This window comes from Klebsiella sp. CN_Kp104, from assembly GCF_040064515.1.
In the GTDB taxonomy this organism is placed as follows: domain Bacteria; phylum Pseudomonadota; class Gammaproteobacteria; order Enterobacterales; family Enterobacteriaceae; genus Klebsiella; species Klebsiella aerogenes.
Map to the genome: position 1 here is coordinate 20,747 of NZ_JBEAII010000035.1, position 22,875 is coordinate 43,621.

Below are 22,875 nucleotides of genomic sequence, written 5' to 3' on the forward strand. Positions count from 1 at the left end.
TTCCCTCTCTGGCGAAAAAACTCGTCATGTCAATTTTCTATCATAAGCCGTTTGCAATTTCAGGTGGGGAAACAAATAATTATCGCTCTGCCAGCACTGGTTTGTTCATTTAAAAGGGGATCTCATGAAGTATCCTGTCACATTGACATGCGGCGCGCTGTGGTTAGCCAGCGTTTCTTCTCTTGCCTGGGCGGCGGACGTGCCTCCGGGAACCGTATTAGCTGAAAAACAGCAGCTGGTACGCCATATAAAAGACGAGCCCGCTTCATTAGATCCCGCTAAAGCCGTCGGCCTGCCGGAAATTCAGGTTATCCGCGATCTGTTCGAAGGGCTGGTGAACCAGGACGCGAAGGGCAATATCATACCTGGCGTGGCGACCCGCTGGCAGAGCAACGATAACCGCGTCTGGACCTTTACCCTGCGTGATAACGCGCGCTGGTCCGACGGCACCCCGGTGACGGCGCAGGATTTCGTCTATAGCTGGCAGCGGCTGGTGGATCCGAAAACCACCTCGCCATTTGCCTGGTTCGCCGCCTTGGCGGGTATCAGTAATGCGCAAAATATTATTGATGGTAAAGCAGCGCCGGACACCCTTGGGGTGACGGCGGTCGATGCCCACACGCTGCGCGTGCAGCTGGATAAACCGCTGCCGTGGTTCAGCAACCTGACCGCCAGCTTTGCGTTCTACCCGGTGCAGAAAGCCAACGTCGAAAGCGGCGCTAACTGGACGCGCCCGGGAAGCCTTATCGGCAACGGTGCCTATGTGCTGAAAGACCGGGTGGTGAATGAGAAGCTGGTTGTCGTGCCGAATACACAATACTGGGATAACGCCAAAACGGTGATTAAGCAGGTGACTTTCGTGCCGATTAACCAGGAATCTTCGGCGACCAAACGTTATCTGGCGGGTGATATTGATATCACCGAATCCTTCCCGAAAAATATGTATCAGAAGCTACTGAAGGATATTCCCGGACAGGTCTACACGCCGCCGCAGTTAGGTACCTATTATTACGCTTTCAATACCCAGAAAGGGCCAACCGCCGATGAGCGTGTGCGTCTGGCGTTAAGCATGACCATCGATCGGCGGATTATGGCGGAGAAAATCCTCGGCACCGGTGAGAAACCGGCCTGGCGGTTCACCCCTGACGTTACCGCAGGCTTTACTCCGCAGCCTTCGCAGTTTGAAAGCATGAGCCAGGCCGAGCTTAATGCTCAGGCTAAAGCGCTGCTATCGGCGGCAGGATATGGCCCGGACCGTCCGCTGAAGCTGACGCTGCTGTACAACACGTCGGAAAATCACCAGAAGATCGCCATCGCCGTGGCATCGATGTGGAAGAAAAACCTTGGTGTGGATGTGAAGCTACAAAACCAGGAGTGGAAGACCTATATCGATAGCCGTAATACCGGTAATTTTGACGTTATCCGCGCATCGTGGGTAGGGGATTACAACGAGCCGTCGACTTTCCTGTCGCTACTCACTTCTACTCATAGCGGTAATATCTCGCGCTTTAACGATCCGGCATACGATAAGATCCTCACCCAGGCGGCGCAGGAAACCTCGGAAAAAGCGCGTAACGATGATTACAATGCGGCAGAGAAAATCATCATGGCCAAAGCGCCTATTGCGCCGATATATCAGTATACCAACGGCCGCCTGATCAAGCCGTGGTTAAAAGGATACCCGATCACCAATCCGGAAGACGTGGCGTACAGCCGCACGATGTATATTGTGAAGCATTAATCAGTACCGGTTGCCTGATGGCGTCAGGCAACCATCGCTAACCTCAGAACTGGCGCGGCTTACAGCGCCAGTTTCTCCTTCTGACCATTACCCGCCACAGCAGAAAGCATAACTTTTCTAACGCTTAGTTATCCTGCCGTATTCGGTGGGATAACAAATCAATAAATATGTCGCCAACGCTACTGCTTCCTGGTGCTGGCGCGAACTTGTAACGCTGAGGGTAATTCAATGAATTTATCCGTCGAATTACCCGCCAGTAGCTCAAGCAATGTTTGTCCTGCGAGGGTTCCCGTTTCACTCCAGGGGAATTCGACGGCAGTCAGCGCCGGTGAGCAAACGGCGGCAAGAGTCCCCCCGCTCAGGCTTGCCAGTGCCAGAGAGTCGGGCACTTTTTGCCCCGCGCCATGGCAGGCCATAATGCAACCGCAGGCGATTTCATCGGATGTGCAAATCAGCGCATCAAGCTCAGGCCAGGTGATACGAATATCGCCGAGCAGGTTCAGGCCGGTCGTAATGCCTGCCGGCAGGTGAGAGGTCACCACGCGATGCGGAGAGTGGTTAACGGAGAGCATCGCGCTGTTCCAACCGCTTAGTACCTGGCGAAACATAATGTTATTGGAAGCCGTGCAAAGCAGGCCGATATTTTTATATCCGGTCTGTACAAGCGATGTGACCAACTTTTTGATGGCTGCGGCATAGTCAACGCCAATGCTGACCCAGCTCGCATCGCGATTGATGGCACCAATCTCAACCACCGGCACGCCGGTGTTACTGATCATTTGCGAACAACTGCTGATGTTATCAATATTGAATTGAACAATCGCTGCCGGGTTGTAAGCGAGCATTTGCGCAAAAGCTTTTTCTTCACTCTGTCCACCCTGGCCGGACTCGATAAACATCATGCTGTAGCCCTGGGTCGTGAGCACCGTCTGCAGTGTTTCGGAGACGGCAAGAAAGCCCGGGGAGGAAAACGAGGGAACCACGCCCATCACCAGGCTGGAGTCGGCAGAGGCAAGGTTGCGGGCCTGCAGATTTGGCACATAGCCCAGCTCGTTTACCGCTGCTTCAATACGTGTGCGCAGTTCAGGATTCACTTTTTCAGGCATGCGTAACGCGCGTGACACGGTCATCGTGCTGACGCCGACCAGTTTTGCCACTTCAGCGAGCGTAATTTTACCGGTGTTTTTCCTGCGTTTTTCTCTCGCGCTATCGTCCGCTTCTAACGTCTGCACTGATGTCCTCCTTTCGCCTGACTGGGCGGCCATTGTAAATGATGTTTGGCATTTTGCGCATTGCCCAACTGCAAAGTAATGATAAGTATGGGTAACAAAGTTAGCGGTAACAAGAATTTTAACATTGTTACTGTGTTAGCGCTAACTTTGAGATACAGATCACGGTAAGCCGCGAAGACATTCCACTATAGTAGGCTCACTTTCAACGCTATCGGGGTATTTATGATTACGACCTGGTTAACTGCGGAAAATATCCAGATTGTAGATTCAGTCAGTGACTGGAAACAGGCAATTGCGTTATCGGCCCAACCCTTATTGGCGAAAGAGGCGATTACTGAAGATTATATTCAGGCCATTTTTAACAGCCACGAAAAGCTTGGCCCTTATTATGTTTTAGCGCCTGGTCTGGCGATGCCTCATGCTCGCCCGGAGCAAGGTGCAATTAAAAATGGGTTATCACTTTTGCATATTAAAAAAGGCGTTTCTTTTGACTCGGAAGATAATGACCCTATTTACGTCGTGATTATGCTGTGTGCACTTTCGGGAGATGAGCACATCAATATGATTACAGCACTGGCGGGCATTTTTAGCGATGATGAACGACTCTCAGCACTGCTGAAAGCATCATCATTGGAAACAATTCAAACCGTTATCAACGGATAGTGAGGTAGAGATGAAAAAGGTTCTGATTGTTTGCGGTAACGGTTTAGGCAGTAGCTTTATCGTTGAAATGAATGTGAAAAAAATCATTAAAGAGCTGAATAAAGAAGCAGAGGTTTCCCATACCGATCTGACTTCGGCAAAAAGCGAAACTGCCGATATTATTCTTAGCGCCAGGGATATAGCTGAACATCTGTCGAGCCATTCTGCACAGATATTTGGTTTATCTAACCTGCTGGATAACAATAAAATCAAAGAAATTCTTTCCGAGAATCTCTGATTAATTATTTGCGGCCTTACGGAGTCATTCTATGCTGCAGTTTATTATTCATGATGTGTTGGGCACACCAGCAATACTGGTCGGTCTGTTTTCCCTGATCGGCTTATTATTGCAGAAAAAAGCAGTTTCCGACGTTATTTCCGGAACCCTCAAAACCATTATGGGGTTTGTGATATTAACATCCGGGGCGGCGATTATCGCCACGACGTTAACGACGTTTAGCCAGCTGTTTGAGCACTCATTCCATATTCAGGGTGTTGTACCCAATACTGACGCCATGGCGGCGTTGGCGCAGAAAAACTACGGTACCGCGACAGCCATGATCATGGTGCTGGGGATGTTGTTTAACATTGTCCTTGCCCGTATTACGCCGCTGAAATACATCTTCCTGACAGGCCATCACACGCTGTATATGTCGGCGATGCTGGCTGTCATCCTCTCTGTCGGCGGTCTGTCGCCGTTCTGGGTGGTGCTGGTGGGGGCGGTAATCCTCGGCATCATGATGGTGGTCTCTCCGGCTATTCTGCAGCCGTTTACCCGCAAAATTACAGGCACTGATGACCTGGCACTGGGCCACTTTGGTTCAACCGGGTATCTGCTGTCAGCGCTGGTGGGAAAAGCGATTGGTAAAGGCAGCCCGTCGATTGAAGAGCTGAAGGTGCCGAAATCGCTGAACTTCCTGCGTGACTCCTCAGTGGCTATCTCGCTGACGATGATGATCCTGTTCCTGATTCTGGTACTGGTCGCAGGCAAAGCGTTTGTTGAGACCCGCATCAGTGGTGGTCAGAACTTTATCATCTTCGCCATTATCCAGTCGCTGACTTTCGCGGCAGGCGTGTGGATCATCCTTGCGGGTGTACGCATGATTATTGCCGAAATTGTTCCGGCCTTTAAAGGCATCGCCGACAAGCTGGTGAAAGACGCTAAGCCGGCGCTCGACTGTCCGACCGTCTTTCCGTTTGCCCCGAACGCGGTGATCGTCGGCTTCTTGTCAAGTTTTGCCGCTGGTCTGGTGAGTATGTTCCTGTGCCCACTGTTTGGTCTAAGCGTCATTGTTCCTGGCCTGGTGCCGCACTTTTTCTGCGGCGCGACGGCTGGCGTTTACGGCAACATCTGCGGCGGTCGTCGCGGCGCGGTGGTGGGGGCATTCGCTCACGGCCTGTTGATTTCATTCTTGCCCGCGATTTTGCTGCCTCTTATGGGCGACCTTGGATTTGCATCCACCACCTTTGGCGATGCGGACTTCGGCGTAGTTGGCATCATTCTTGGGCATGTCGTGACACTGTTTAACTAATTAATTCATTTGGAGGTGAGGTATGGCAGCTAAATTTTCGCCCTCGTTAATGTGTATGGATTTAACACAGTTCAGAGAGCAAATTACGGCAATGAACGGTCGGGCTGATTTTTATCACGTCGATATTATGGATGGCAGCTATGTAAAGAACATTACGCTATCACCGTTCTTTATCGAAAATCTGAAAAAAATCACCGATGTGCCGATCGATGTGCATCTGATGGTGAATCACCCGGAAGATATTATTCCAATGTGCATTGATGCAGGGGCCGATATTATCAGCTTCCATCCGGAGACGGCGAATAACAAAATCTTCCGTCTGCTGAACCAGATTAAAGATGCGGGTCGTCGCTGCGGCGTGGTGCTGAACCCTGCGACTCCGGCTGATGCGATTAAAGAGTACGCCCACCTGCTGGATAAAGTGACAGTCATGTCGGTTGACCCAGGCTACGCAGGCCAGAAGTTTATCCCGGAATCACTCAACAAAATTAAACAACTGATTGCGATGCGCGAAGCGCATGGTTACCACTATCTGACCGAGATTGACGGCTCCTGCAACGAGAAAACCTTCAATATTATCTCCCGGTCGGGCGTTGACGTCTTTATTGTGGGAACCTCGGGCCTGTTCTCCCTGGCGGATAATGTCAGCGATGCATGGGATAAAATGATCAATATCTACCAGCGAGAAATCGCTGCCTGAAAATTGCAGCGCGCTCAGCCGTATTGAGTCATCGCGCAGGACAAAGAATCTATTTAACCGGTCTGTCTCTTTGACCTCGTTCTTGCTTTGTACGGTTGAGAGCGCTGTAACCCTATTATATCTGGAGTTCCCTCATGACGACTCGTCGCACGCTAGCGAATGCTTTGCGCATGCTTTCTATTGATGGTGTACAAAAATCCAATTCCGGTCACCCGGGTGCCCCGATGGGTATGGCTGACATTGCCGAAGTCCTGTGGCGCGATTTTCTGAACCATAACCCGCAGAATCCGTCCTGGGCTGACCGTGACCGCTTTGTGCTGTCTAACGGCCACGGCTCCATGCTGATCTATAGCCTGCTGCACCTCACCGGTTACGATCTGCCGATTGAAGAACTGAAAAACTTCCGTCAGCTGCACTCCAAGACTCCGGGCCACCCGGAAGTGGGATATACGCCGGGCGTGGAAACAACCACCGGCCCGCTGGGGCAGGGGATTGCGAATGCGGTAGGTATGGCGATTGCTGAAAAAACACTGGCGGCACAGTTTAACCGCCCGGACCACGACATTGTTGATCACTTCACTTACGTATTCATGGGCGACGGCTGCATGATGGAAGGGATCTCTCATGAGGTATGCTCTCTGGCCGGTACCCTTGCGCTTGGCAAGCTGGTGGCGTTCTATGACGACAACGGCATCTCCATCGATGGTCACGTGGAAGGCTGGTTCACCGATGACACCGCGAAGCGCTTTGAAGCTTACGGCTGGCACGTGGTTCGTGGCGTTGATGGTCACGATGCTGACGCGATTAAACGCGCAGTGGAAGAAGCTCGCTCAGTCACCGACAAACCGTCTCTGCTGATGTGCAAAACCATCATCGGTTTCGGCTCCCCGAACAAAGCGGGCACCCACGACTCTCACGGTGCGCCGCTGGGCGATGCTGAAATCGCGCTGACCCGCGAACAACTGGGCTGGAAATACGCGCCGTTCGAAATCCCATCTGAAATCTATGCTCAGTGGGATGCGAAAGAAGCAGGCCAGGCAAAAGAAACGGCATGGAACGAGAAGTTCGCTGCGTATGCGAAAGCCTTCCCGCAGGAAGCGGCTGAATTCACCCGTCGTATGAAAGGTGACATGCCGGCTGATTTCGACGCGAAAGCGAACGAGTTCATTGCTAAGCTGCAGGCTAACCCGGCCAAAATCGCCAGCCGTAAAGCGTCTCAGAACGCGATTGAAGCGTTCGGTCCTCTGCTGCCTGAATTCCTCGGCGGCTCTGCAGATCTCGCGCCATCTAACCTGACTCTGTGGTCGGGTTCTAAAGCTATCAACGAAGATACCGCCGGTAACTACATCCATTACGGCGTGCGTGAATTCGGTATGACCGCTATCGCTAACGGTATCTCCCTGCACGGCGGTTTCCTGCCGTACACCTCTACCTTCCTGATGTTCGTCGAATATGCCCGTAACGCGGTGCGTATGGCGGCGCTGATGAAACAGCGTCAGGTAATGGTCTACACCCATGACTCTATCGGTCTGGGCGAAGATGGCCCGACTCACCAGCCGGTTGAGCAGGTTGCTTCTCTGCGCGTGACGCCGAACATGAGCACATGGCGTCCGTGCGACCAGGTTGAATCCGCGGTGGCGTGGAAATATGGCGTAGAGCGTCAGGACGGCCCGACTGCGCTGATCCTCTCCCGTCAGAACCTGGCGCAGCAGGAGCGTACTCCAGAGCAACTGGCGAACATCGCTCGCGGTGGTTACGTGCTGAAAGATTGCGCTGGCCAGCCGGAACTGATCTTCATTGCTACCGGTTCTGAAGTTGAGCTGGCTGTTGCCGCCTGGGACAAACTGACTGCTGAAGGCGTTAAAGCGCGCGTGGTTTCCATGCCGTCTACCGACGCGTTCGACAAACAGGATGCCGCTTACCGTGAATCCGTACTGCCAAAAGCGGTTTCCGCACGCGTTGCAGTGGAAGCGGGTATTGCAGACTACTGGTTCAAATACGTTGGCCTGAACGGCGCAATCGTCGGGATGACCACCTTCGGTGAGTCTGCTCCGGCAGAGCTGCTGTTTGAAGAGTTCGGCTTCACCGTTGAGAACGTTGTCGCGAAAGCAAAAAGCATTTTATAAACACCCTTATATCAGTGGGCATAGATACATGCCCACTGATAATCAATCATTAATTTATATTAACGAAGGTGACCTATGGACATTTCGAGTGTACTTAATGTAAAAAATATCAAATTGAACATGATGGCTAAGAGTAAAGAAGATGCAATTGAAGAATTAGCTGACTTATTAGTTCGTGATGGGGCAGTCATTAATAAAGATATTTTTCTGAAAGATGTCTGGCTACGTGAGGAACAGGGCTCAACTGGATTCGAAAATCATATTGCGATCCCGCATGGCAAATCCTCAGGAGTAGCCCGTACGGCATTGGCCATTGGACGCACCCAACATCAAATCCCATGGGAAACGATGGATGGTAGCGACGTTCGCTGTATTATTTTATTTGCAGTATGCCTGGTGGACCAAAATGCCACCCACATTCGATTATTATCACAAGTTTCAGGTTCACTTGCCGATGAAGAGATAGTGGAGAAATTACTGAAGGAAGATTCCCCTCAGAAAATTATTGATCTATTGAACGCTGAAGGTGTCAGCGCTTAATTTAATTATCATATCTACCATAGCATCAAAACAACCAATTCTGGAGAATAGTTATGAATATTGTTGGAATTACAGCTTGCACCGTAGGCATTGCACACACCTATATTGCGCAAAAGAAAATTGAAATAGCAGCAAAAAAAGCCGGGCACAATGTCAAAATTGAAACGCAAGGCACTATAGGTATCGAGAATGCCTTAACTGCTGAGGAAATTGCACAAGCCGACATCGTCCTGTTAGCCGCCGATGTTAAAGTCTCCGGTGAAGAAAGGTTCGCCGGAAAGAAAGTCGTCAAAGTACCAACGGAAATGGCGGTTAAATCACCAAATAAGCTTATCGAAAAACTTGGTGAATTAGTCAATTCATAACACTTACCCATGCGTATCCTATATAAATTAAAGGGCGTAATTTATGAATATAAAAGAAATATGGAAAGCAGCAAACCCTAAAGGTCATTTGCTGACAGCCATCTCATTCTTGATTCCGATTGTCTGTGGAGCTGGGTTTATTATTGCCATCGGTATGGGTTTTGGGGGGACGGTTCAGGACACTTTAATATCGGGTCAATTTGATCTGTGGCAGGCCTTTGCAACAATGGGGGCTAAGGCGCTCGGACTATTACCCGTCGTTATTGCTATCGGGATTTCCGGTTCGATCGCGGGTAAGCCCGGTATTGCCCCAGGTTTTGTTGTAGGACTGGCAGCTAATGCTATTGGTGCGGGTTTTATCGGTGGTATGATCGGCGGCTATATTTCCGGGTATATTGCTCTTGCTATCATTAAAAATCTGAAGGTTCCCGACTGGGCCCGGGGTTTAATGCCTACATTGATTGTGCCATTTTTTGCATCCATTGTCAGTGCCCTGATCATGGTCTATATCATCGGTACGCCTATTGGTATTTTTACCGATGCTCTCACATCGTTCCTGAGAAGTATGGGAACTTCATCTAATTTACTATTAGGTGCTGTTATTGGGGCGTTGTGTATCGTTGACTTTGGTGGGCCGATCAATAAGACGTGCTTCGCATTCGTCTTAACTCTCCAGGCACAGGGTATAAATGAGCCAGTTACGGCCCTTCAGTTAGTTAACACAGCAACACCTATCGGTTTTGGGCTTGCATTTTTTATCGCCAAACTTCTTCGCAAAAATATCTATAATAACGAAGAAATCGAAATGTTGAAATCGGCGGTTCCTATGGGGGTAGTGAATATTGTTGAAGGATCTATACCTATAGTGATGAATGATATCGTTCGCGGTATTGCAGCAGCGGCAATCGGCGGAGCTTGTGGCGGTGCAATCACCATGGTATATGGCGCAGATGCAACAGTACCTTTTGGTGGTGTATTGATGCTCCCAACAATGTCAAATCCCATGGCAGGTATTATGGCGTTGATAGTTAATATATTAGTAACAGCGACCATCTATGCTGTCATCAAAAAAGATGTTCCTCGTGATGTTGTTATAAACAATGATCAAGAAGAGGAAGATATCAACTTCGATGACATTAAGATTAGTTAATTATATATAATAGCATGCAGTAACATGATATCGCGCTCACATGAATTGTGATAATGGAATTTTATTATTATCGCGCTATATTCTATTCGCTGCATGCTATTTTAATCGTCACGAGTAAAAAATGGGTCGCTAAGGTGACCCATTTTTTATAGGCATGTTATCAGAATTACTTAAAAAGATTATCGCTTAGCTGCCAGTATAGCGGCGAACCGAAAGCTTCTACATAATAATCAATTACGGCCCTGACATTTAACGTTGGGTGACGAGCATGAGGATAAATAGCAGAAATATTTTGTGGCTCGGTCTTAATCGCTGTTTCCATATCTGGTATTAATTCAATAAGTTCGCCGCTTTGTAGCGTTTCGCCAATCAACCAGTCCGGAAAAAGGACTATCCCCATACCGCCCAATGCTGCAATAAGTAAAGTCTCGGCATTATTGGAAGACATCAACGGAGAGACTGGATAGTGCATCCACTCCCCACCTTTTCGACGCAACAGCCAGCGATTCGGTCCGGATGAACCACGGTAAACGAGACACTTATGTCGGCTTAAATCCGCCGGGTTATCAGGTACGCCATACTTTTGAAGATAAGCCGGTGATGCTGCCAGGCGATAGCACTGCTGTCCAAAAATGCGTGCATGAAAAGATGAGTCAGTAAGCTCACCGATACGAAAAATGACATCAGCAGCATCTTTATGTGGGTCAATGTAATCATCAGTTAACGTCAGCTCAATACTGAGGCGTGGGTAACGTTCCGTCAGCCCCGCCAATTTGGGTGCGACATGCTTTTGCCCAAAAAAAACGGGAGCATTTATGCGTATTAGCCCGGAAGGCTCAAGCGTCCTTTCATTGAGTTCCCGTCGGGCAGCGTCCAGGCTACTGGTAACCGCCCGAACATAACGGATAAAAATATGACCGTTCTCTGTCGGAATAATGGCGCGCGTATTGCGATAGAAAAGTTGCTGACCGACCGCATCTTCTAGCTGATGAATGACGCGTGAAACCTGAGAGGCAGAAATGCCTTCGCGACGAGCCACAGTGGAAAAGTTCTGCACTTCATACACTGCAATGAAAATGAAGAGCGATCGAATATTGATATTGCTTAAATCATACATTAATGCAATTCCTGCACAGGTGTTTATTGCATTATGGCATTTTTCTCATTCATGTTCAGGCGTAGTCTTCATCGCCTGCACATCTGGAGATTGTTTGCTATGCAATTTGTACTGATTTTGTTAGTTATCGCTGGCGGTATGGGGCTGTCAGTCGAGGCAGGCTTACTGGGGCCGCTAGGGGGAGAGGTCGGTGATTTATGGGCAACGTTCAGCATATTTGGCGTAGGCGCTGCACTGACTTTCCTGCTGATGCTTTTTTTCAGCCCACGCAATAGCCCGTCATTTTTCTCTTTGCCTGGGTGGCAGCTACTTGGTGGCGTACTCGGGCCAGTTTATGTCGTTATTCTGACCGTGGCCACGCCAGTCATTGGGATAGCGATGACGATGATCGGTATCTTAGCTGGTCAGGTATTTAAGAGCCTGATAATCGACCATTTTGGTTTACTCGGTACACCCCGTAGGAAAATAGACAGTAAGCGAATTATCGCCCTTATTTTTATCATCGCTGCATTAATTCTGGTTGCCAGAGGATAAGTTAGACTATGACATTTATTATGATCGTTTTAGCCATTATAGGCGGCTCCATGTTGAGTATTCAGGCGGCCATTAATGGACAATTGGGTAGTCAGGTAGGGGTATTTAAAAGCGCGTTCCTGACCTTTTCCGTAGGCGCACTTATCACCGCTTTGCTTATTTTCTTTTTTGAACCAAAACAGATGGTTACACTGATGGATGTGCCTAAATGGCAACTGCTGGGTGCCATGTTTGGCGTACCCTATATCGTTATCATGGTTTTAGCCGTACAACGAATAGGGACCGCGATTGCCACAGTCGCCGTTATCTTCGGACAGTTAACCATGAGCATGTTAATCGATAACTTTGGCTGGTTGGGAAATCAATCCATTTCGTTTTCGATGAGTCGTTTGGGTGCCATCGTCTGCTTAGGTATCGCACTTTTCTTCATTTATTCAAGTAATAAAGTAAAGGCGACCGCCTTAAAACAAGACGTTCTGTCATCGAGCTAAATAGAATCAGTCTCGTTCATCTATAAGGGATACGGACTAAAAATATCTGCATCCCTTATGGGGAGTAAATGCTCCGTTGATGTTATACAGAGCTAATATCGCCAAATTGATGAATACACCTAATAAACCCTAGCTAATTCCTCTATCTAATCGAATAAATCAGTTTGCGTTATGCTTTTCCTGGACAACAGCCAAAGGATAACGTGATGCAAACTGTAAAACTGAACAACGGTATTGAAATGCCCCTGGTGGGCTTTGGTGTGTTTCAGATGACGGATGCAGCTGAATGCGAAAGAGCCGTTATCGATGCCATCGATACGGGATACCGCCTGATCGATACCGCCGCGTCTTACCAGAATGAAACCCAGGTCGGGAATGCACTGAAACAGACCGGCATCGCCCGTGACGAGCTCTTTGTAACGACCAAGCTATGGCTTCAGGATACTCATTACGAAGGCGCTAAAGCACAGTTCGAACGCTCCCTGAATCGGCTGCAACTTGATTATGTTGACCTGTACCTGATTCACCAGCCTTACGGTGATGTCCATGGGGCATGGCGTGCCATGGAGGAATTGCATCAGGCAGGCAAAATTCGTGCTATTGGCGTCAGCAACTTCCATCCTGACCGACTGGCCGATCTCATTGCCTTCAACCACGTTGCCCCGGCGGTAAACCAGATTGAAGTTAACCCCTTCAACCAACAGCTGCATCCCGTGGCGTGGATGCAAAGCCGGGGTATTCAGCCGGAAGCCTGGGCGCCGTTTGCAGAAGGTAAAAATGGTCTGTTTGAGCATCCCGTATTAACGGCAATTGGCCAGAAGTACGGTAAAAGCGTGGGACAGGTTGTGCTGCGGTGGATTTTCCAGCGAGGCATCGTTTCGCTGGCAAAAACAGTGCGAAAAGCACGTATGGAAGAGAACATCAACATTCTCGATTTCGAACTGAGTGATGAAGATATGTTGCAGATTACCGCTATCGACACCGCAACAAGTGCTTTCTTCTCACACCGCGATCCTGCCAGAGTTGAATGGTTGGCCGGTCGCAAACTGGACGTTTAAGACGCGATAAAAGAGGCAATTAATCAATGCAAAAACGTTATCTGGGTCAATCAGGACTCGAAGTGTCCGCGCTTGGGCTCGGTTGCATGGGCTTAAGCCATGGCTACGGCCCGGCGACAGATACGCGTCAGGCTATCGAACTTATTCGCGCCGCGGTTGAACGTGGCGTCACCTTCTTTGATACCGCCGAAGTGTATGGCCCCTTCCTTAATGAAGAGGTTGTAGGCCTTGCCTTAAAACCGTTTCGTGACCGTGTGGTCATTGCCACCAAGTTTGGTTTTACCTTCGGTGCGGACAACAAGCAGCAGATTTTAAACAGCCGTCCGGGGCATATCCGTGAAGCCGTGGAAGGGTCATTACGCCGCCTTAAGACGGATGTTATTGATCTGCTGTATCAACACCGTGTCGACCCGGATGTCCCGATTGAAGATGTTGCGGGAACAGTGAAAGACCTGATAGCGGAAGGCAAAGTTAAACATTTCGGCCTGTCCGAAGCGGGTGCGCAAACCATCCGTCGTGCTCATGCGGTACAACCCGTCACAGCCCTGCAAAGCGAATACTCCATGTGGTGGCGTGAACCTGAGCAGGAGATCCTGCCATTGCTGGAGGAACTCGGTATCGGTTTTGTGCCATTCAGTCCATTAGGCAAAGGCTTCCTGACGGGAGCGATTAAGTCAGGAACGTCGTTTGGTCAGGATGATTTCCGCAGTCGTGTGCCGCGCTTCGCCGAACAGGCGATTGCAGCCAATGAAAAGCTGGTCTCGTTGTTGGGTGAACTGGCTGCAGAGAAAGGTGTGACATCTGCGCAAATCGCGCTGGCATGGCTGCTGGCGCAAAAGCCGTGGATTGTTCCCATCCCTGGTACCACGAAATTGCACCGGCTGGAGGAAAACCTGGGGGCTGCTGACATCATTCTTTCGTCGGATGCGTTGCGACAGATAACCCAGGCGCTTGAATCAATTAAAATTGTCGGCGAACGTTACTCGCCTGAGCATCAGGCTCGCGTGGGGCGTTAATAGCCGGGCGGGTCCGCACGAATGGCGGACCCGTTATTCCTGGTAGCGCAGCGCATCGATCATCAGCGCAAAGGCCGGTGGATGCTGTTTGCGGCTGGGGTAATAAAGGTAATATCCAGGGAAGGAAGGGCACCATTCCTGCAGAATCTGAATGAGCTCTCCTGACTTTATATAGTCCTGCACCCTGTCCTCAGGTATACAGGCGATGCCAAAACCAGATAAGGCCGCATCAAGCCTTTCCGCCTGCAGATTAAACGTTACCTGTCCTTCAACTCTGACCCGTAAAGGTTTTCCTTCCTTCTCAAATTCCCAGTGATAAAGACCACCGGCAGTCGGTAACCGCATATTGATGCAGCGATGATGTTGTAGCTCGTGCGGCGTGTGAGGTGCAGGGTTCGTGGCGAAATAGGATGGGGCACCGACAATAGCCATGCGCATGTCCGGGCCAATTCGCACCGCAATCATGTCTTTATCAACGCTTTCACCCAGTCGTATCCCGGCATCAAAGCGCCCCTCGACAATATCGACAAAACCGTTATCGACCACCAGCTCCAGGTTAATTTCCGGATATTCCCTGAGGAAAGGTTTCAGTTTTGGCCATACCACGCTCCGCGCAGCATGCTCCCCGGCGGATAAACGGATATTACCGGAGGCGGTGCCGTTGAGTTGCACCAGCGCTTCCAGCTCCTGCTCAAGGGAGGCGATACGGGGTTCAAGGCAGGCAATAATTCTCTCACCGGCTTCTGTAGGGGCAACGCTTCGTGTCGTGCGGGTCAGAAGGCGGATATTTAGCCTTTCCTCCAGTGCCTTCATCGCATGGCTGAGAGCTGACTGAGACACACCGAGCTTACCCGCTGCTTTGGTAAAACTTCGCTCTCTTGCCACCACAAGAAAGATCTGGAGTTCATTGAAGTTTTCTTTGAGCATCGGTGATTTCCTAGGGGAGCATACCCTTCAATATGCATTCATGAAGGGGGTTCATAGACACAATCATTTTAGCCCTATTACTGACAATAATGATAATTGATATTCTGACTGTATCGAAAATAAGTCTGAACTTTCAGAAGGTTTATCATGAAAATACTCGTGGCGGGGGCAACAGGAAGCATTGGCCTTCATGTCGTCAATATCGCTATCGAAATGGGCCATCAGCCCGTTGCGCTGGTCAGAAATAGGCGCAAAGTAAAATTGCTTCCTCGTGGAACGGAGGTATTTTACGGCGATGTTTCAATGCCTGAAACTCTCATCGATCTGCCAAAAGATATTGATGCCATCGTCTTTACGCTCGGCTCAGATGGACAGGGGCGTATTGGCGCCAGAGCGATAGATTACGGCGGTGTGCGTAACATTGTCCGAATGTTCAGGGAGACGGCTGTTCACATCGCCTTAATGACCACGATAGGCGTAACTGAACGGCTCAGCACCTGGAATCAACGCACTGAAGTTCATGACTGGAAAAGGCGTGCCGAACGTCTGGTCAGGGCCAGTGGTCACCCCTATACCATCGTCAGGCCCGGCTGGTTTGATTACAACAATGATGATGAGCACAAAATCGTTATGCTCCAGGGGGATCGACGCCATACAGGAACACCAGAAGATGGTGTGATATCCCGGGAGCAAATCGCCCGGGTTCTGGTCAGTGCCCTGGGCAACCACGCGGCAAAAAATAAAACGTTTGAGCTGGTGGCTGAACGAGGCGAAGCGCAGCAGGATCTTACGCCTCTATTTGCAGACCTGCAGGCGGATAATCTGCAAAAAAATGATGGGGTTTTAGATATGGACAATATGCCACTCGTGGAAGAACCTGAGTGCATTATTAACGAGCTGAATTTCTATTTAAAAAATTTAACCAATCAAAAAGCCTGACAATTTTGTCAAATAGTGGGCAGTCTTATGATAGCTGAGGTTTGTATATTTAAATATACAGACGGAGAACGCTCCTCCTGATATGAGTCCAGTTTCAAATATATTCTTTTAAACAGGCATTAGAGATGAAAGCACTGCTTATTACTACATTGGTCATAGGATTTATTTCTGCGAATACCGTATCTGCAGCTCAGCAATTAAATTATGCAGATGGAAAGAAGATATGATCATAGTCTCAGCCAGAACGTCTGCGGTGCCCGTCCCGGTTGGGTTGCGGCTTCACAAAACTTCAGCGTCTGCCGCATTGATCTATTCCCTGCGATGAATGCTGGCAACGCGTTTACGATTTTCCCCATCAGAACAGTATCAGGTCATTATGAACAAGCAAAAAAACATTTCTCCGGCCGGGCGCGCTGCGACATCCGGCGTCTTTTTTATCGTTATTCTCGGCGCATTAATGGCCTTTACCTCTCTTTCCACCGATATTTATCTGCCTTCCATGCCGATGATGGCCTCTGAATTGCAGGGGAATGTGGAGCTGACCATTACCGGTTTTCTGATAGGGTTCTCGCTGGCGCAGTTGATTTGGGGACCAATCAGCGATCGTATCGGACGCCGCGTGCCATTGTTTATCGGCATGGTATTGTTTGTGATCGGTTCAGCCGGATGCGCGATGTCTTCCAGTATGCCGCAGATTGTTTTCTGGCGCGTGTTTCAGGCCTTTGGTGCCTGTACCGGACCAATGCTGGCAAGGGCGATGATCCGCGATCTCTATGTCCGCACGCGCGCGGCGCAAATGCTTTCAACGCTGGTTATCATCAGTGCTATCGCGCCGGTGATTGGCCCTCTACTGGGCGGACAGATTGTCACCGTTGCCTCCTGGCGCGCCGTGTTCTGGCTGTTGGTGGTACTGGGTGGGGCGATGTTTATTGCGCTCTGGTGGTTACCGGAAACGCTGCCGGGTGAAAAGCGCCTGACAACGCCGCTAAGCAGCGCCTTCGGAAACTATGCTTCGTTACTGCAAAATCGTGAATTTATGCGTTATACCCTCTGCGTCAGCTTTTTCTACGTGGCCGCTTACGCCTTTATTGCCGGTTCGCCGTTTGTCTACATCAGCTATTTCCATGTTGATCCACAGCATTACGGCTGGCTGTTTGGCATCAATATCATTGGTGTGATGGGACTGAGCTCCATTAATCGCCGTCTGGTGCAGCGTCATCCGTTGCATACGTTGTTGCGGGTTGCGGCGCTTGTTGCCGCTCTGGCAACGGTTGTGCTGGCCGCTGGCGCGAAAATGCAGACTGGCGGCATGGCGATGATGGTCGTGACGATTTTTATCTTTTTCTCCATGAACGGCATTATTGCCGCAGCATCGACGGCGGCGGCGCTGGATACCGTGCCATCCAATATGGCGGGGTCGGCTTCTGCGCTGATCGGCTCGTTGCAGTACGGCAGCGGGATTGTGTCATCGCTGTTGCTCTCGGCGATGAGCGACGGCACGCCGTGGACAATGTCGTGGATCATGATGGTATTTACACTGTTGAGCCTGGTGATGGTAATCAAACGAAAAGTGCATTGATGGCGGAACGGTCCGTTGCGTTTTCAGGGGATCCGCGTTTTATTTGCCATCATTTTTCTGTGGTGTTCTCCGGCGCTTCTGACATCGCCAACTTAATTTCCTGGTACCCCTAAAATGGGGGCACCTGGCCGGATCATACAGAACGTAGAGGTTGGTCCTTGAGTGAGTATCTCTGTCATTTACTTTATAGTCAGGGTAATAATCCAGAACAATGAGTCCTGATTCTTTCCTGGGGTTCTGGCGCCTTTTACCAAAATAACCTGTCTGTATTTATGAATTCGCTGCATAGGTCAAATCATAAATGACGGGCTAATCATGGTGGCGTTCCTGGCCTAAAATGGTGTTTTAACATAACGGGAGCTTTGCCGTGGAATACTCAGTATTAAGTAACAACCTCAAAATGCCGATGGTCGGTTTTGGCGTGTTTAAGGTCACCGATAAGGAAGAGTGTAAGCAGTCGGTGTTAAGCGCTATTCGTACCGGTTATCGCCTTATTGACACCGCAGCCGTCTACGGTAATGAAGATGCCGTGGGTGACGCGGTTCGTGAGGCCATCGCCGAAGGACTGTGTACCCGTGAGGAATTATTTATTACCTCAAAACTGTGGGTTCAGGACATGGCCAACGGCGATATGGCCAAAGCCGGTATCGAGGCGTCGCTGAAAAAATCGGGTCTGGAATACTTTGATCTCTATTTGTTGCATCAGGCCATGGGCGATTATTTCAGCGCCTGGCGCGCGTTGGAACAGGCTTATGAAGTCGGTAAATTGAGAGCCATTGGCGTATCCAACTTCTATGCGCATGTCTTAGCCAATTTCTGTGAAACCGTCAGAATTAAGCCTATGGTGAACCAGGTCGAATTACATCCTTACTTCGCGCAACCCGCCGCGCTGGAAACCATGAAGCGCTATAACGTTCAGCCTGAAGCCTGGGCGCCGTTAGGCGGCGGAAGACATAAACCGTATGAAGATGAAATGCTTCAGGGGATTGCCGCTGCCCATCAAAAAACCATTGCTCAGATTGTTCTGCGCTGGAACGTGCAGCGCGGTGTCACGGTAATCCCTAAATCTACCCGGCAGGAACGTATTGCAGAAAACTTTGCCCTCTGGGATTTCTCATTGACTGATAGCGAAATGGCGCAAATCAGCGCGCTGGATTTAGGCTATGTGGGTGAAGCGGTGAAACATTTTAACCCTGAATTTGTTCGCGGTTGTCTGGGGGTTAAAATCCATGACTGAGCGGGTAGACAAGGGCGCGAAATCGGATAGCGGAGTACTATTTATCCCACGGTAAAAAAGTGACTGCCTGCAATAATGCAACAACCGCAGCCAAAAACGCGGAGAAAAGTAAGCCGAACGTTGTAAACATACCTGTCACTTCTTCAGGGCATCTGTATCGTTGGATGACCTTAGACCTGTTTCTTATGATATTGTAATGACGATTACAATATGCTTCGAAAGATCATGTCTTCAAGGAGTAATGTCGTGAGCACGACGAAAGCGAATCGAACCCCAGGGCGCCCACGTAAGTTCGATCCAATGCAGGCGGTGGAAACGGCGCAACACCTTTTCCACTCGCGAGGTTATGACGCGGTGAGCGTTGCCGACCTGACAAAAGCGTTCGGGATTAACCCGCCCAGCTTCTATGCCGCTTTTGGCAGTAAACTTGGGTTATATACCTGCGTACTGGATCGCTATAGCCGCACCGGCGCAATCCCTTTTGCGACGCTTTTACGTGACGATCGTCCGGTGGTTGAATGTTTGATTGATGTTCTGCATGAGGCGGCAAGGCGCTACGTTGCCGACCGGAGCGCTGCTGGTTGCCTGGTGCTGGAAGGAACCCATTGCAACGATCCTGAGGCACGTGAAGCGGCTTGTGAATTGCATGTTGCTGCCGAAGAGAGTATTCGGAACTATATTGCGGAGCAATATCCGCAGGATGCCGTTCGCTTAACTGACTTTATGAGTACGTTGATGTCCGGACTTTCTGCGAAAGCGCGGGCAGGGGATAGGCTGGAGCGGTTACTGGAAACCGTGCGCCTGGCGGGGCTGGCGCTGCGGCAAGTACTTTCACGGTGATACAGGCCTTGCTTCTGCGGGTGAGAAGGTTTGTCCGCGCGACACCTCGCTGCGGGGCGCAAAACTGCGCGTGAGCATCGGTGTTGTCGCGGACCAGGCTACAGCTACAGTATTGTGTGAGTTAAATAACGGTTTTAAGCCAGGCTTCAATATCCTGGGTCGCTATATGATGCTGTACATTCCAGGTGTCGCTCATTGGCCACCACATGCCATCTCCTCGTGCGAAAGCCGCGCGATAGCGAAGCATCGGATCGTCAGGATTTAAATGCAGGGCGTCCAGTAAGCCTGAGAGTGTTAATACGCTCTTGTCAAAGGTGTGTTTGGTCACGCGTTCAACCGTTTCAGCCAGCTTTCCATAAGAAGTCGTCTCTCCTGCGACAAAGAGCACTTCGTTAGCGATCCGCGGCTGATGCAAATAAATTTCGCTGGTTAGCCGACCAATATCTTCCGGTGATGTCACAGTGACTTGAGTTTCCCATCCTCCTAATGCCTTGATGGTTTTTTCAGATAGGTTCACCACATCAAATGCGGGTTCGAAGAGAAAACTGGTGAACATGCCGGTTGAAACAATGACCCATTCCGTTGTCTTCTGTGCCCGCAGCAGTATTCTGACGTCATACTGTTCATCCCAGACGGGCTGACCGCTGCCTTTACCTACCACATCGTAATTTACGCCAAACTGCCAGGGGAAATAGCGGTTAACGCCAGCATCCACGACGGCGTGTGCGATATTTATCTGTGTTCCCGGACCGGCGACAAAGCCCATGCAGTTGATAATGGTCTCAAAATTCATAAAGCAGGTTGTTAACGCTTCAGTCGTGCTGGCGGCGACATCAAGAGAGATAAACTCAGCTCCCGCGTCAGCCAGTTTTTGATGAACATCAGAAAACAATTTGCCCTGTTCATCCATGGCGCCTGGCGACACAATAACGCAGATGCTGCCATTACGCGCTATGACCTCTGGAAGCAGATAGTGCAGCACAGCAGCGCCCAGTTGTCCCGCGCCAAGCACTAATACTTTTTCACCCGTTGTAATGTCACGCTCTTTCATATTGAACCTCTTTTGGTAAATCGCCGGTTACTAGCGAGTAGAGAGAGGTTATGTCAGTGTTCTGTATTCGATAAGACAATGAATGCAGGTTAGACTGTTCGTATAAATGGGATAATCAATGCGTTCAGGCGCGGTGGGTGTATGGATAAGCTGGAATCAATGCAGGTCTATGTTTGCGTGGTAGATGTCCATAGCTTCGCAAGGGCGGCAGAAGTGCTGGGACTACCGCGTTCAACGGTATCGCGGGTCGTTAAGGAACTTGAGACGTACCTGGGTATTCAACTATTACAACGCACCACCCGCAAACTCAGCGTGACCGCCGACGGCCGACGTTACTATCATGAATGCAAAAAGGTGCTGGCTGATATTGCGACGATGGAGTCTTCATTTCCCGGCAGGTCTGCACAACCCAGAGGCCGTTTCAAAGTCGGAATGCCGCAGTCGCTCGCCCGCCATTGCATACTTCCCCGGCTGGCTGCATTTCTGCATCAGTATCCTGAGCTGGAATTGATACTTTGTTCCAGTGATAACGTCGAAGACATCATTCAGGAGGGATATGACTGCGTGATCCGCGCCGGCAGGATCGAAGATTCAACGACGCTGGTCGCCCGCTCGCTCGCGAACTTCAGATGGATGGTTCTGGCTTCGCCAGACTATATTGCCGCCCATGGTAAACCGGATAACGTAGACAGCCTGCAAAGACATCATGCCGTTGGCTACCTGAATCATCGCACCGGGCGTACCACCGACTGGTTTTTTACGTTGGATGATGGTGACTGCGCGCTCCGTATGAAAGAGACGCTGATCGTTGATGATACTGACGCTTACATCCAGGCAGGAATACAAGGCTTTGGTTTGATTCGTGTCGCCAGCTATCTGGTTGCGCCCTATGTGCAAAGCGGAGCGCTCGTTCTCTGTATGGAGCACCTCTCTTTTGATTTACCGCTTTCGCTGGTTTATCCGCAAAACCGCTATCTTCCTCCTTCGGTACACGCTTTTTATGAGTGGAGCAGAGCGGTTTTGCATCAAACCATTAACGGATGATTAAAACCGTGGCATGGCTGATTCAAACTAACGTTGCTGAAGTGAGAAGAAAGCAGGCGGAAGCCAAAAAATGCATCGCTACGGATATCCGTGTGGCGATTAAAAAAACAGCAGAAAATGCAGGGGATAAGAAGAGTACCAGGCTTCAGGAAATATTTAAAACGTCATTGTTTATGGTTTTTATATAATCATCTCAGTCTAAACGAAATCCTAATTGTTATTATTTCCGAGGCAAGGTATAGAATTGTTCGTGGTTTTATTTCAGTATGCATAGCGCAAATAGTAAGCCTGAGTACTGCGTAATGTATTTGCTGATATTATATTTTAAGGATTAATGTTAAGGGACTATACATATGAATAAAATCTGTGTGGCGGTATTACTGACAACGGCGATGGCAAGCGGCATGGCGTTGGCTGATAATCATACGGTATCAATCGGTTATGCGCAAAGTAAAGTGCAGGACTTTGATGATATCAATGGTGTAAATCTGCAATATCGTTATGAGTTTAACTCCACGTTAAGTGTCGTTGCCTCTTTTTCTTATATGCAGGGCGACGGTGAGCAGAATTATTTATACTATGGCGACTCAATAAAAAATAGTGTCGATGTGAAATACTACTCCTTACTCGTGGGGCCAGCGTACCGCATTAACAATTATGTCTCGTTATATGCGCTGGGCGGTGCGGCCTATGTTAAAGCTACAGGCTCGACGAAATGGATAAATGCAGGAGATGTTACCGCTAATTATGAAGATATCTCTGAAAAATCGACTTCTTTCGCTTACGGCGCCGGTGTGATTATTAATCCTGTGGAGAACCTTTCCGTTAATATCGGATATGAAGGAACTCAAGCAGACCTGGCAGGTAATTACTCAATTAATGGCTTTAACGTTGGCATTGGCTATCGTTTCTGATAATAAAAACAGCCTCCCTCCCGGTCGGATCTTCCGCTCG

The 22,875-nt window shown here is 49.6% G+C and carries 24 protein-coding genes and 1 pseudogene; 21 read left to right on the forward strand and 4 right to left on the reverse strand.

Features of this window, described 5'->3' with window-relative positions; genetic code table 11:
- Nucleotides 1-26: 26 nt before the first annotated feature.
- Both ABLU80_RS18105 and ABLU80_RS18110 read left to right on the forward strand, forming a co-directional pair.
- A pseudogene (locus ABLU80_RS18105) lies at nt 27-89 on the forward strand (hypothetical protein); the annotation flags it as partial.
- 35 nt (nt 90-124) lie between these two features.
- Nucleotides 125-1,741 carry an ABC transporter substrate-binding protein gene (locus tag ABLU80_RS18110; RefSeq protein ID WP_020078609.1) on the forward strand — a complete coding sequence of 539 codons (1,617 nt, stop codon included), beginning with the start codon at nt 125-127 and terminating at the stop codon, nt 1,739-1,741.
- 179 nt (nt 1,742-1,920) lie between these two features.
- On the opposite strand, the gene ABLU80_RS18115 is transcribed toward ABLU80_RS18110, so the two are convergent.
- Nucleotides 1,921-2,973 carry a LacI family DNA-binding transcriptional regulator gene (locus tag ABLU80_RS18115; protein ID WP_086630286.1) on the reverse strand — a complete coding sequence of 351 codons (1,053 nt, stop codon included), beginning with the start codon at nt 2,971-2,973 and terminating at the stop codon, nt 1,921-1,923.
- Nucleotides 2,974-3,195: 222 nt separating this feature from the next.
- Between ABLU80_RS18115 and ABLU80_RS18120 the strand changes: the two genes are divergently transcribed.
- The 8 genes from ABLU80_RS18120 to ABLU80_RS18155 all read left to right on the forward strand — a co-directional run bounded on the left by ABLU80_RS18120 (nt 3,196) and on the right by ABLU80_RS18155 (nt 10,088).
- On the forward strand, nt 3,196-3,636 hold the full coding sequence (locus ABLU80_RS18120) for a PTS sugar transporter subunit IIA (RefSeq protein ID WP_086630285.1): 441 nt from the start codon (nt 3,196-3,198) through the stop codon (nt 3,634-3,636).
- A 10-nt stretch (nt 3,637-3,646) separates the two neighbouring features.
- The gene (locus ABLU80_RS18125; RefSeq protein WP_079774370.1) at nt 3,647-3,913 is read left to right on the forward strand and encodes a PTS sugar transporter subunit IIB; all 267 of its coding nucleotides are present in this window, start codon (nt 3,647-3,649) and stop codon (nt 3,911-3,913) included.
- Between the two features lie 31 nt (nt 3,914-3,944).
- Complete coding sequence (locus ABLU80_RS18130; protein ID WP_086630284.1) at nt 3,945-5,207, forward strand: PTS ascorbate transporter subunit IIC; 1,263 nt, start codon at nt 3,945-3,947, stop codon at nt 5,205-5,207.
- A 22-nt stretch (nt 5,208-5,229) separates the two neighbouring features.
- Nucleotides 5,230-5,907: a D-allulose 6-phosphate 3-epimerase gene (gene alsE / locus ABLU80_RS18135; RefSeq protein ID WP_086630283.1), complete on the forward strand. Its 678-nt coding sequence runs from the start codon at nt 5,230-5,232 to the stop codon at nt 5,905-5,907.
- A gap of 134 nt (nt 5,908-6,041) precedes the next feature.
- The gene (gene tkt / locus ABLU80_RS18140) at nt 6,042-8,033 is read left to right on the forward strand and encodes a transketolase (protein ID WP_348850286.1); all 1,992 of its coding nucleotides are present in this window, start codon (nt 6,042-6,044) and stop codon (nt 8,031-8,033) included.
- Nucleotides 8,034-8,108: 75 nt separating this feature from the next.
- Nucleotides 8,109-8,573, forward strand: a complete 465-nt coding sequence (locus ABLU80_RS18145) for a PTS sugar transporter subunit IIA (protein ID WP_348850287.1) — start codon at nt 8,109-8,111, stop codon at nt 8,571-8,573.
- Between the two features lie 53 nt (nt 8,574-8,626).
- Complete coding sequence (locus ABLU80_RS18150) at nt 8,627-8,938, forward strand: PTS fructose transporter subunit IIB (protein ID WP_001028229.1); 312 nt, start codon at nt 8,627-8,629, stop codon at nt 8,936-8,938.
- Between the two features lie 43 nt (nt 8,939-8,981).
- Nucleotides 8,982-10,088, forward strand: coding sequence for a PTS fructose transporter subunit IIC (locus tag ABLU80_RS18155; RefSeq protein ID WP_086630280.1), 1,107 nt, complete (start codon nt 8,982-8,984; stop codon nt 10,086-10,088).
- A gap of 166 nt (nt 10,089-10,254) precedes the next feature.
- On the opposite strand, the gene ABLU80_RS18160 is transcribed toward ABLU80_RS18155, so the two are convergent.
- A complete protein-coding gene (locus ABLU80_RS18160) occupies nt 10,255-11,205 on the reverse strand; it encodes a LysR family transcriptional regulator (RefSeq protein WP_079774348.1) in 951 nt (316 codons plus the stop codon).
- A gap of 99 nt (nt 11,206-11,304) precedes the next feature.
- Between ABLU80_RS18160 and ABLU80_RS18165 the strand changes: the two genes are divergently transcribed.
- The 4 genes from ABLU80_RS18165 to ABLU80_RS18180 all read left to right on the forward strand — a co-directional run bounded on the left by ABLU80_RS18165 (nt 11,305) and on the right by ABLU80_RS18180 (nt 14,304).
- Nucleotides 11,305-11,739 carry a DMT family transporter gene (locus ABLU80_RS18165; RefSeq protein ID WP_079774349.1) on the forward strand — a complete coding sequence of 145 codons (435 nt, stop codon included), beginning with the start codon at nt 11,305-11,307 and terminating at the stop codon, nt 11,737-11,739.
- 8 nt (nt 11,740-11,747) lie between these two features.
- Nucleotides 11,748-12,230: a DMT family transporter gene (locus ABLU80_RS18170; RefSeq protein WP_086630279.1), complete on the forward strand. Its 483-nt coding sequence runs from the start codon at nt 11,748-11,750 to the stop codon at nt 12,228-12,230.
- 206 nt (nt 12,231-12,436) lie between these two features.
- Complete coding sequence (locus ABLU80_RS18175; protein WP_086630278.1) at nt 12,437-13,288, forward strand: aldo/keto reductase; 852 nt, start codon at nt 12,437-12,439, stop codon at nt 13,286-13,288.
- A gap of 26 nt (nt 13,289-13,314) precedes the next feature.
- Entirely contained in the window at nt 13,315-14,304 is a 990-nt protein-coding gene (locus tag ABLU80_RS18180; protein ID WP_348850288.1) for an aldo/keto reductase, read from the forward strand.
- A gap of 33 nt (nt 14,305-14,337) precedes the next feature.
- Here the strand turns inward: ABLU80_RS18180 and ABLU80_RS18185 are convergent, their stop codons facing one another.
- Nucleotides 14,338-15,231: a LysR family transcriptional regulator gene (locus ABLU80_RS18185; protein WP_086630276.1), complete on the reverse strand. Its 894-nt coding sequence runs from the start codon at nt 15,229-15,231 to the stop codon at nt 14,338-14,340.
- A gap of 147 nt (nt 15,232-15,378) precedes the next feature.
- Here ABLU80_RS18185 and ABLU80_RS18190 point away from each other — a divergent pair, with 147 nt between their 5' ends.
- The 4 genes from ABLU80_RS18190 (at nt 15,379) to ABLU80_RS18205 (ending at nt 19,826) form a co-directional block, all read left to right on the forward strand.
- Nucleotides 15,379-16,170: an SDR family oxidoreductase gene (locus tag ABLU80_RS18190; RefSeq protein ID WP_086630275.1), complete on the forward strand. Its 792-nt coding sequence runs from the start codon at nt 15,379-15,381 to the stop codon at nt 16,168-16,170.
- 376 nt (nt 16,171-16,546) lie between these two features.
- Nucleotides 16,547-17,749 carry a multidrug effflux MFS transporter gene (locus tag ABLU80_RS18195; RefSeq protein WP_086631133.1) on the forward strand — a complete coding sequence of 401 codons (1,203 nt, stop codon included), beginning with the start codon at nt 16,547-16,549 and terminating at the stop codon, nt 17,747-17,749.
- Between the two features lie 367 nt (nt 17,750-18,116).
- On the forward strand, nt 18,117-18,986 hold the full coding sequence (locus ABLU80_RS18200) for an aldo/keto reductase (RefSeq protein ID WP_086630274.1): 870 nt from the start codon (nt 18,117-18,119) through the stop codon (nt 18,984-18,986).
- Between the two features lie 246 nt (nt 18,987-19,232).
- Nucleotides 19,233-19,826 (forward strand): TetR/AcrR family transcriptional regulator, encoded by a 594-nt coding sequence (locus ABLU80_RS18205; RefSeq protein ID WP_228148322.1) that lies wholly within the window; start codon nt 19,233-19,235, stop codon nt 19,824-19,826.
- A gap of 121 nt (nt 19,827-19,947) precedes the next feature.
- Here the strand turns inward: ABLU80_RS18205 and ABLU80_RS18210 are convergent, their stop codons facing one another.
- Nucleotides 19,948-20,877: an aromatic alcohol reductase gene (locus ABLU80_RS18210; protein ID WP_348850289.1), complete on the reverse strand. Its 930-nt coding sequence runs from the start codon at nt 20,875-20,877 to the stop codon at nt 19,948-19,950.
- A gap of 141 nt (nt 20,878-21,018) precedes the next feature.
- Here ABLU80_RS18210 and ABLU80_RS18215 point away from each other — a divergent pair, with 141 nt between their 5' ends.
- The 3 genes from ABLU80_RS18215 (at nt 21,019) to ABLU80_RS18225 (ending at nt 22,835) form a co-directional block, all read left to right on the forward strand.
- Nucleotides 21,019-21,921 (forward strand): LysR family transcriptional regulator, encoded by a 903-nt coding sequence (locus ABLU80_RS18215; protein ID WP_086630272.1) that lies wholly within the window; start codon nt 21,019-21,021, stop codon nt 21,919-21,921.
- 8 nt (nt 21,922-21,929) lie between these two features.
- Nucleotides 21,930-22,109 (forward strand): hypothetical protein, encoded by a 180-nt coding sequence (locus ABLU80_RS18220; RefSeq protein ID WP_140357657.1) that lies wholly within the window; start codon nt 21,930-21,932, stop codon nt 22,107-22,109.
- A 165-nt stretch (nt 22,110-22,274) separates the two neighbouring features.
- On the forward strand, nt 22,275-22,835 hold the full coding sequence (locus ABLU80_RS18225) for an Ail/Lom family outer membrane beta-barrel protein (RefSeq protein ID WP_113373183.1): 561 nt from the start codon (nt 22,275-22,277) through the stop codon (nt 22,833-22,835).
- The last annotated feature ends 40 nt before the right edge of the window (nt 22,836-22,875 follow it).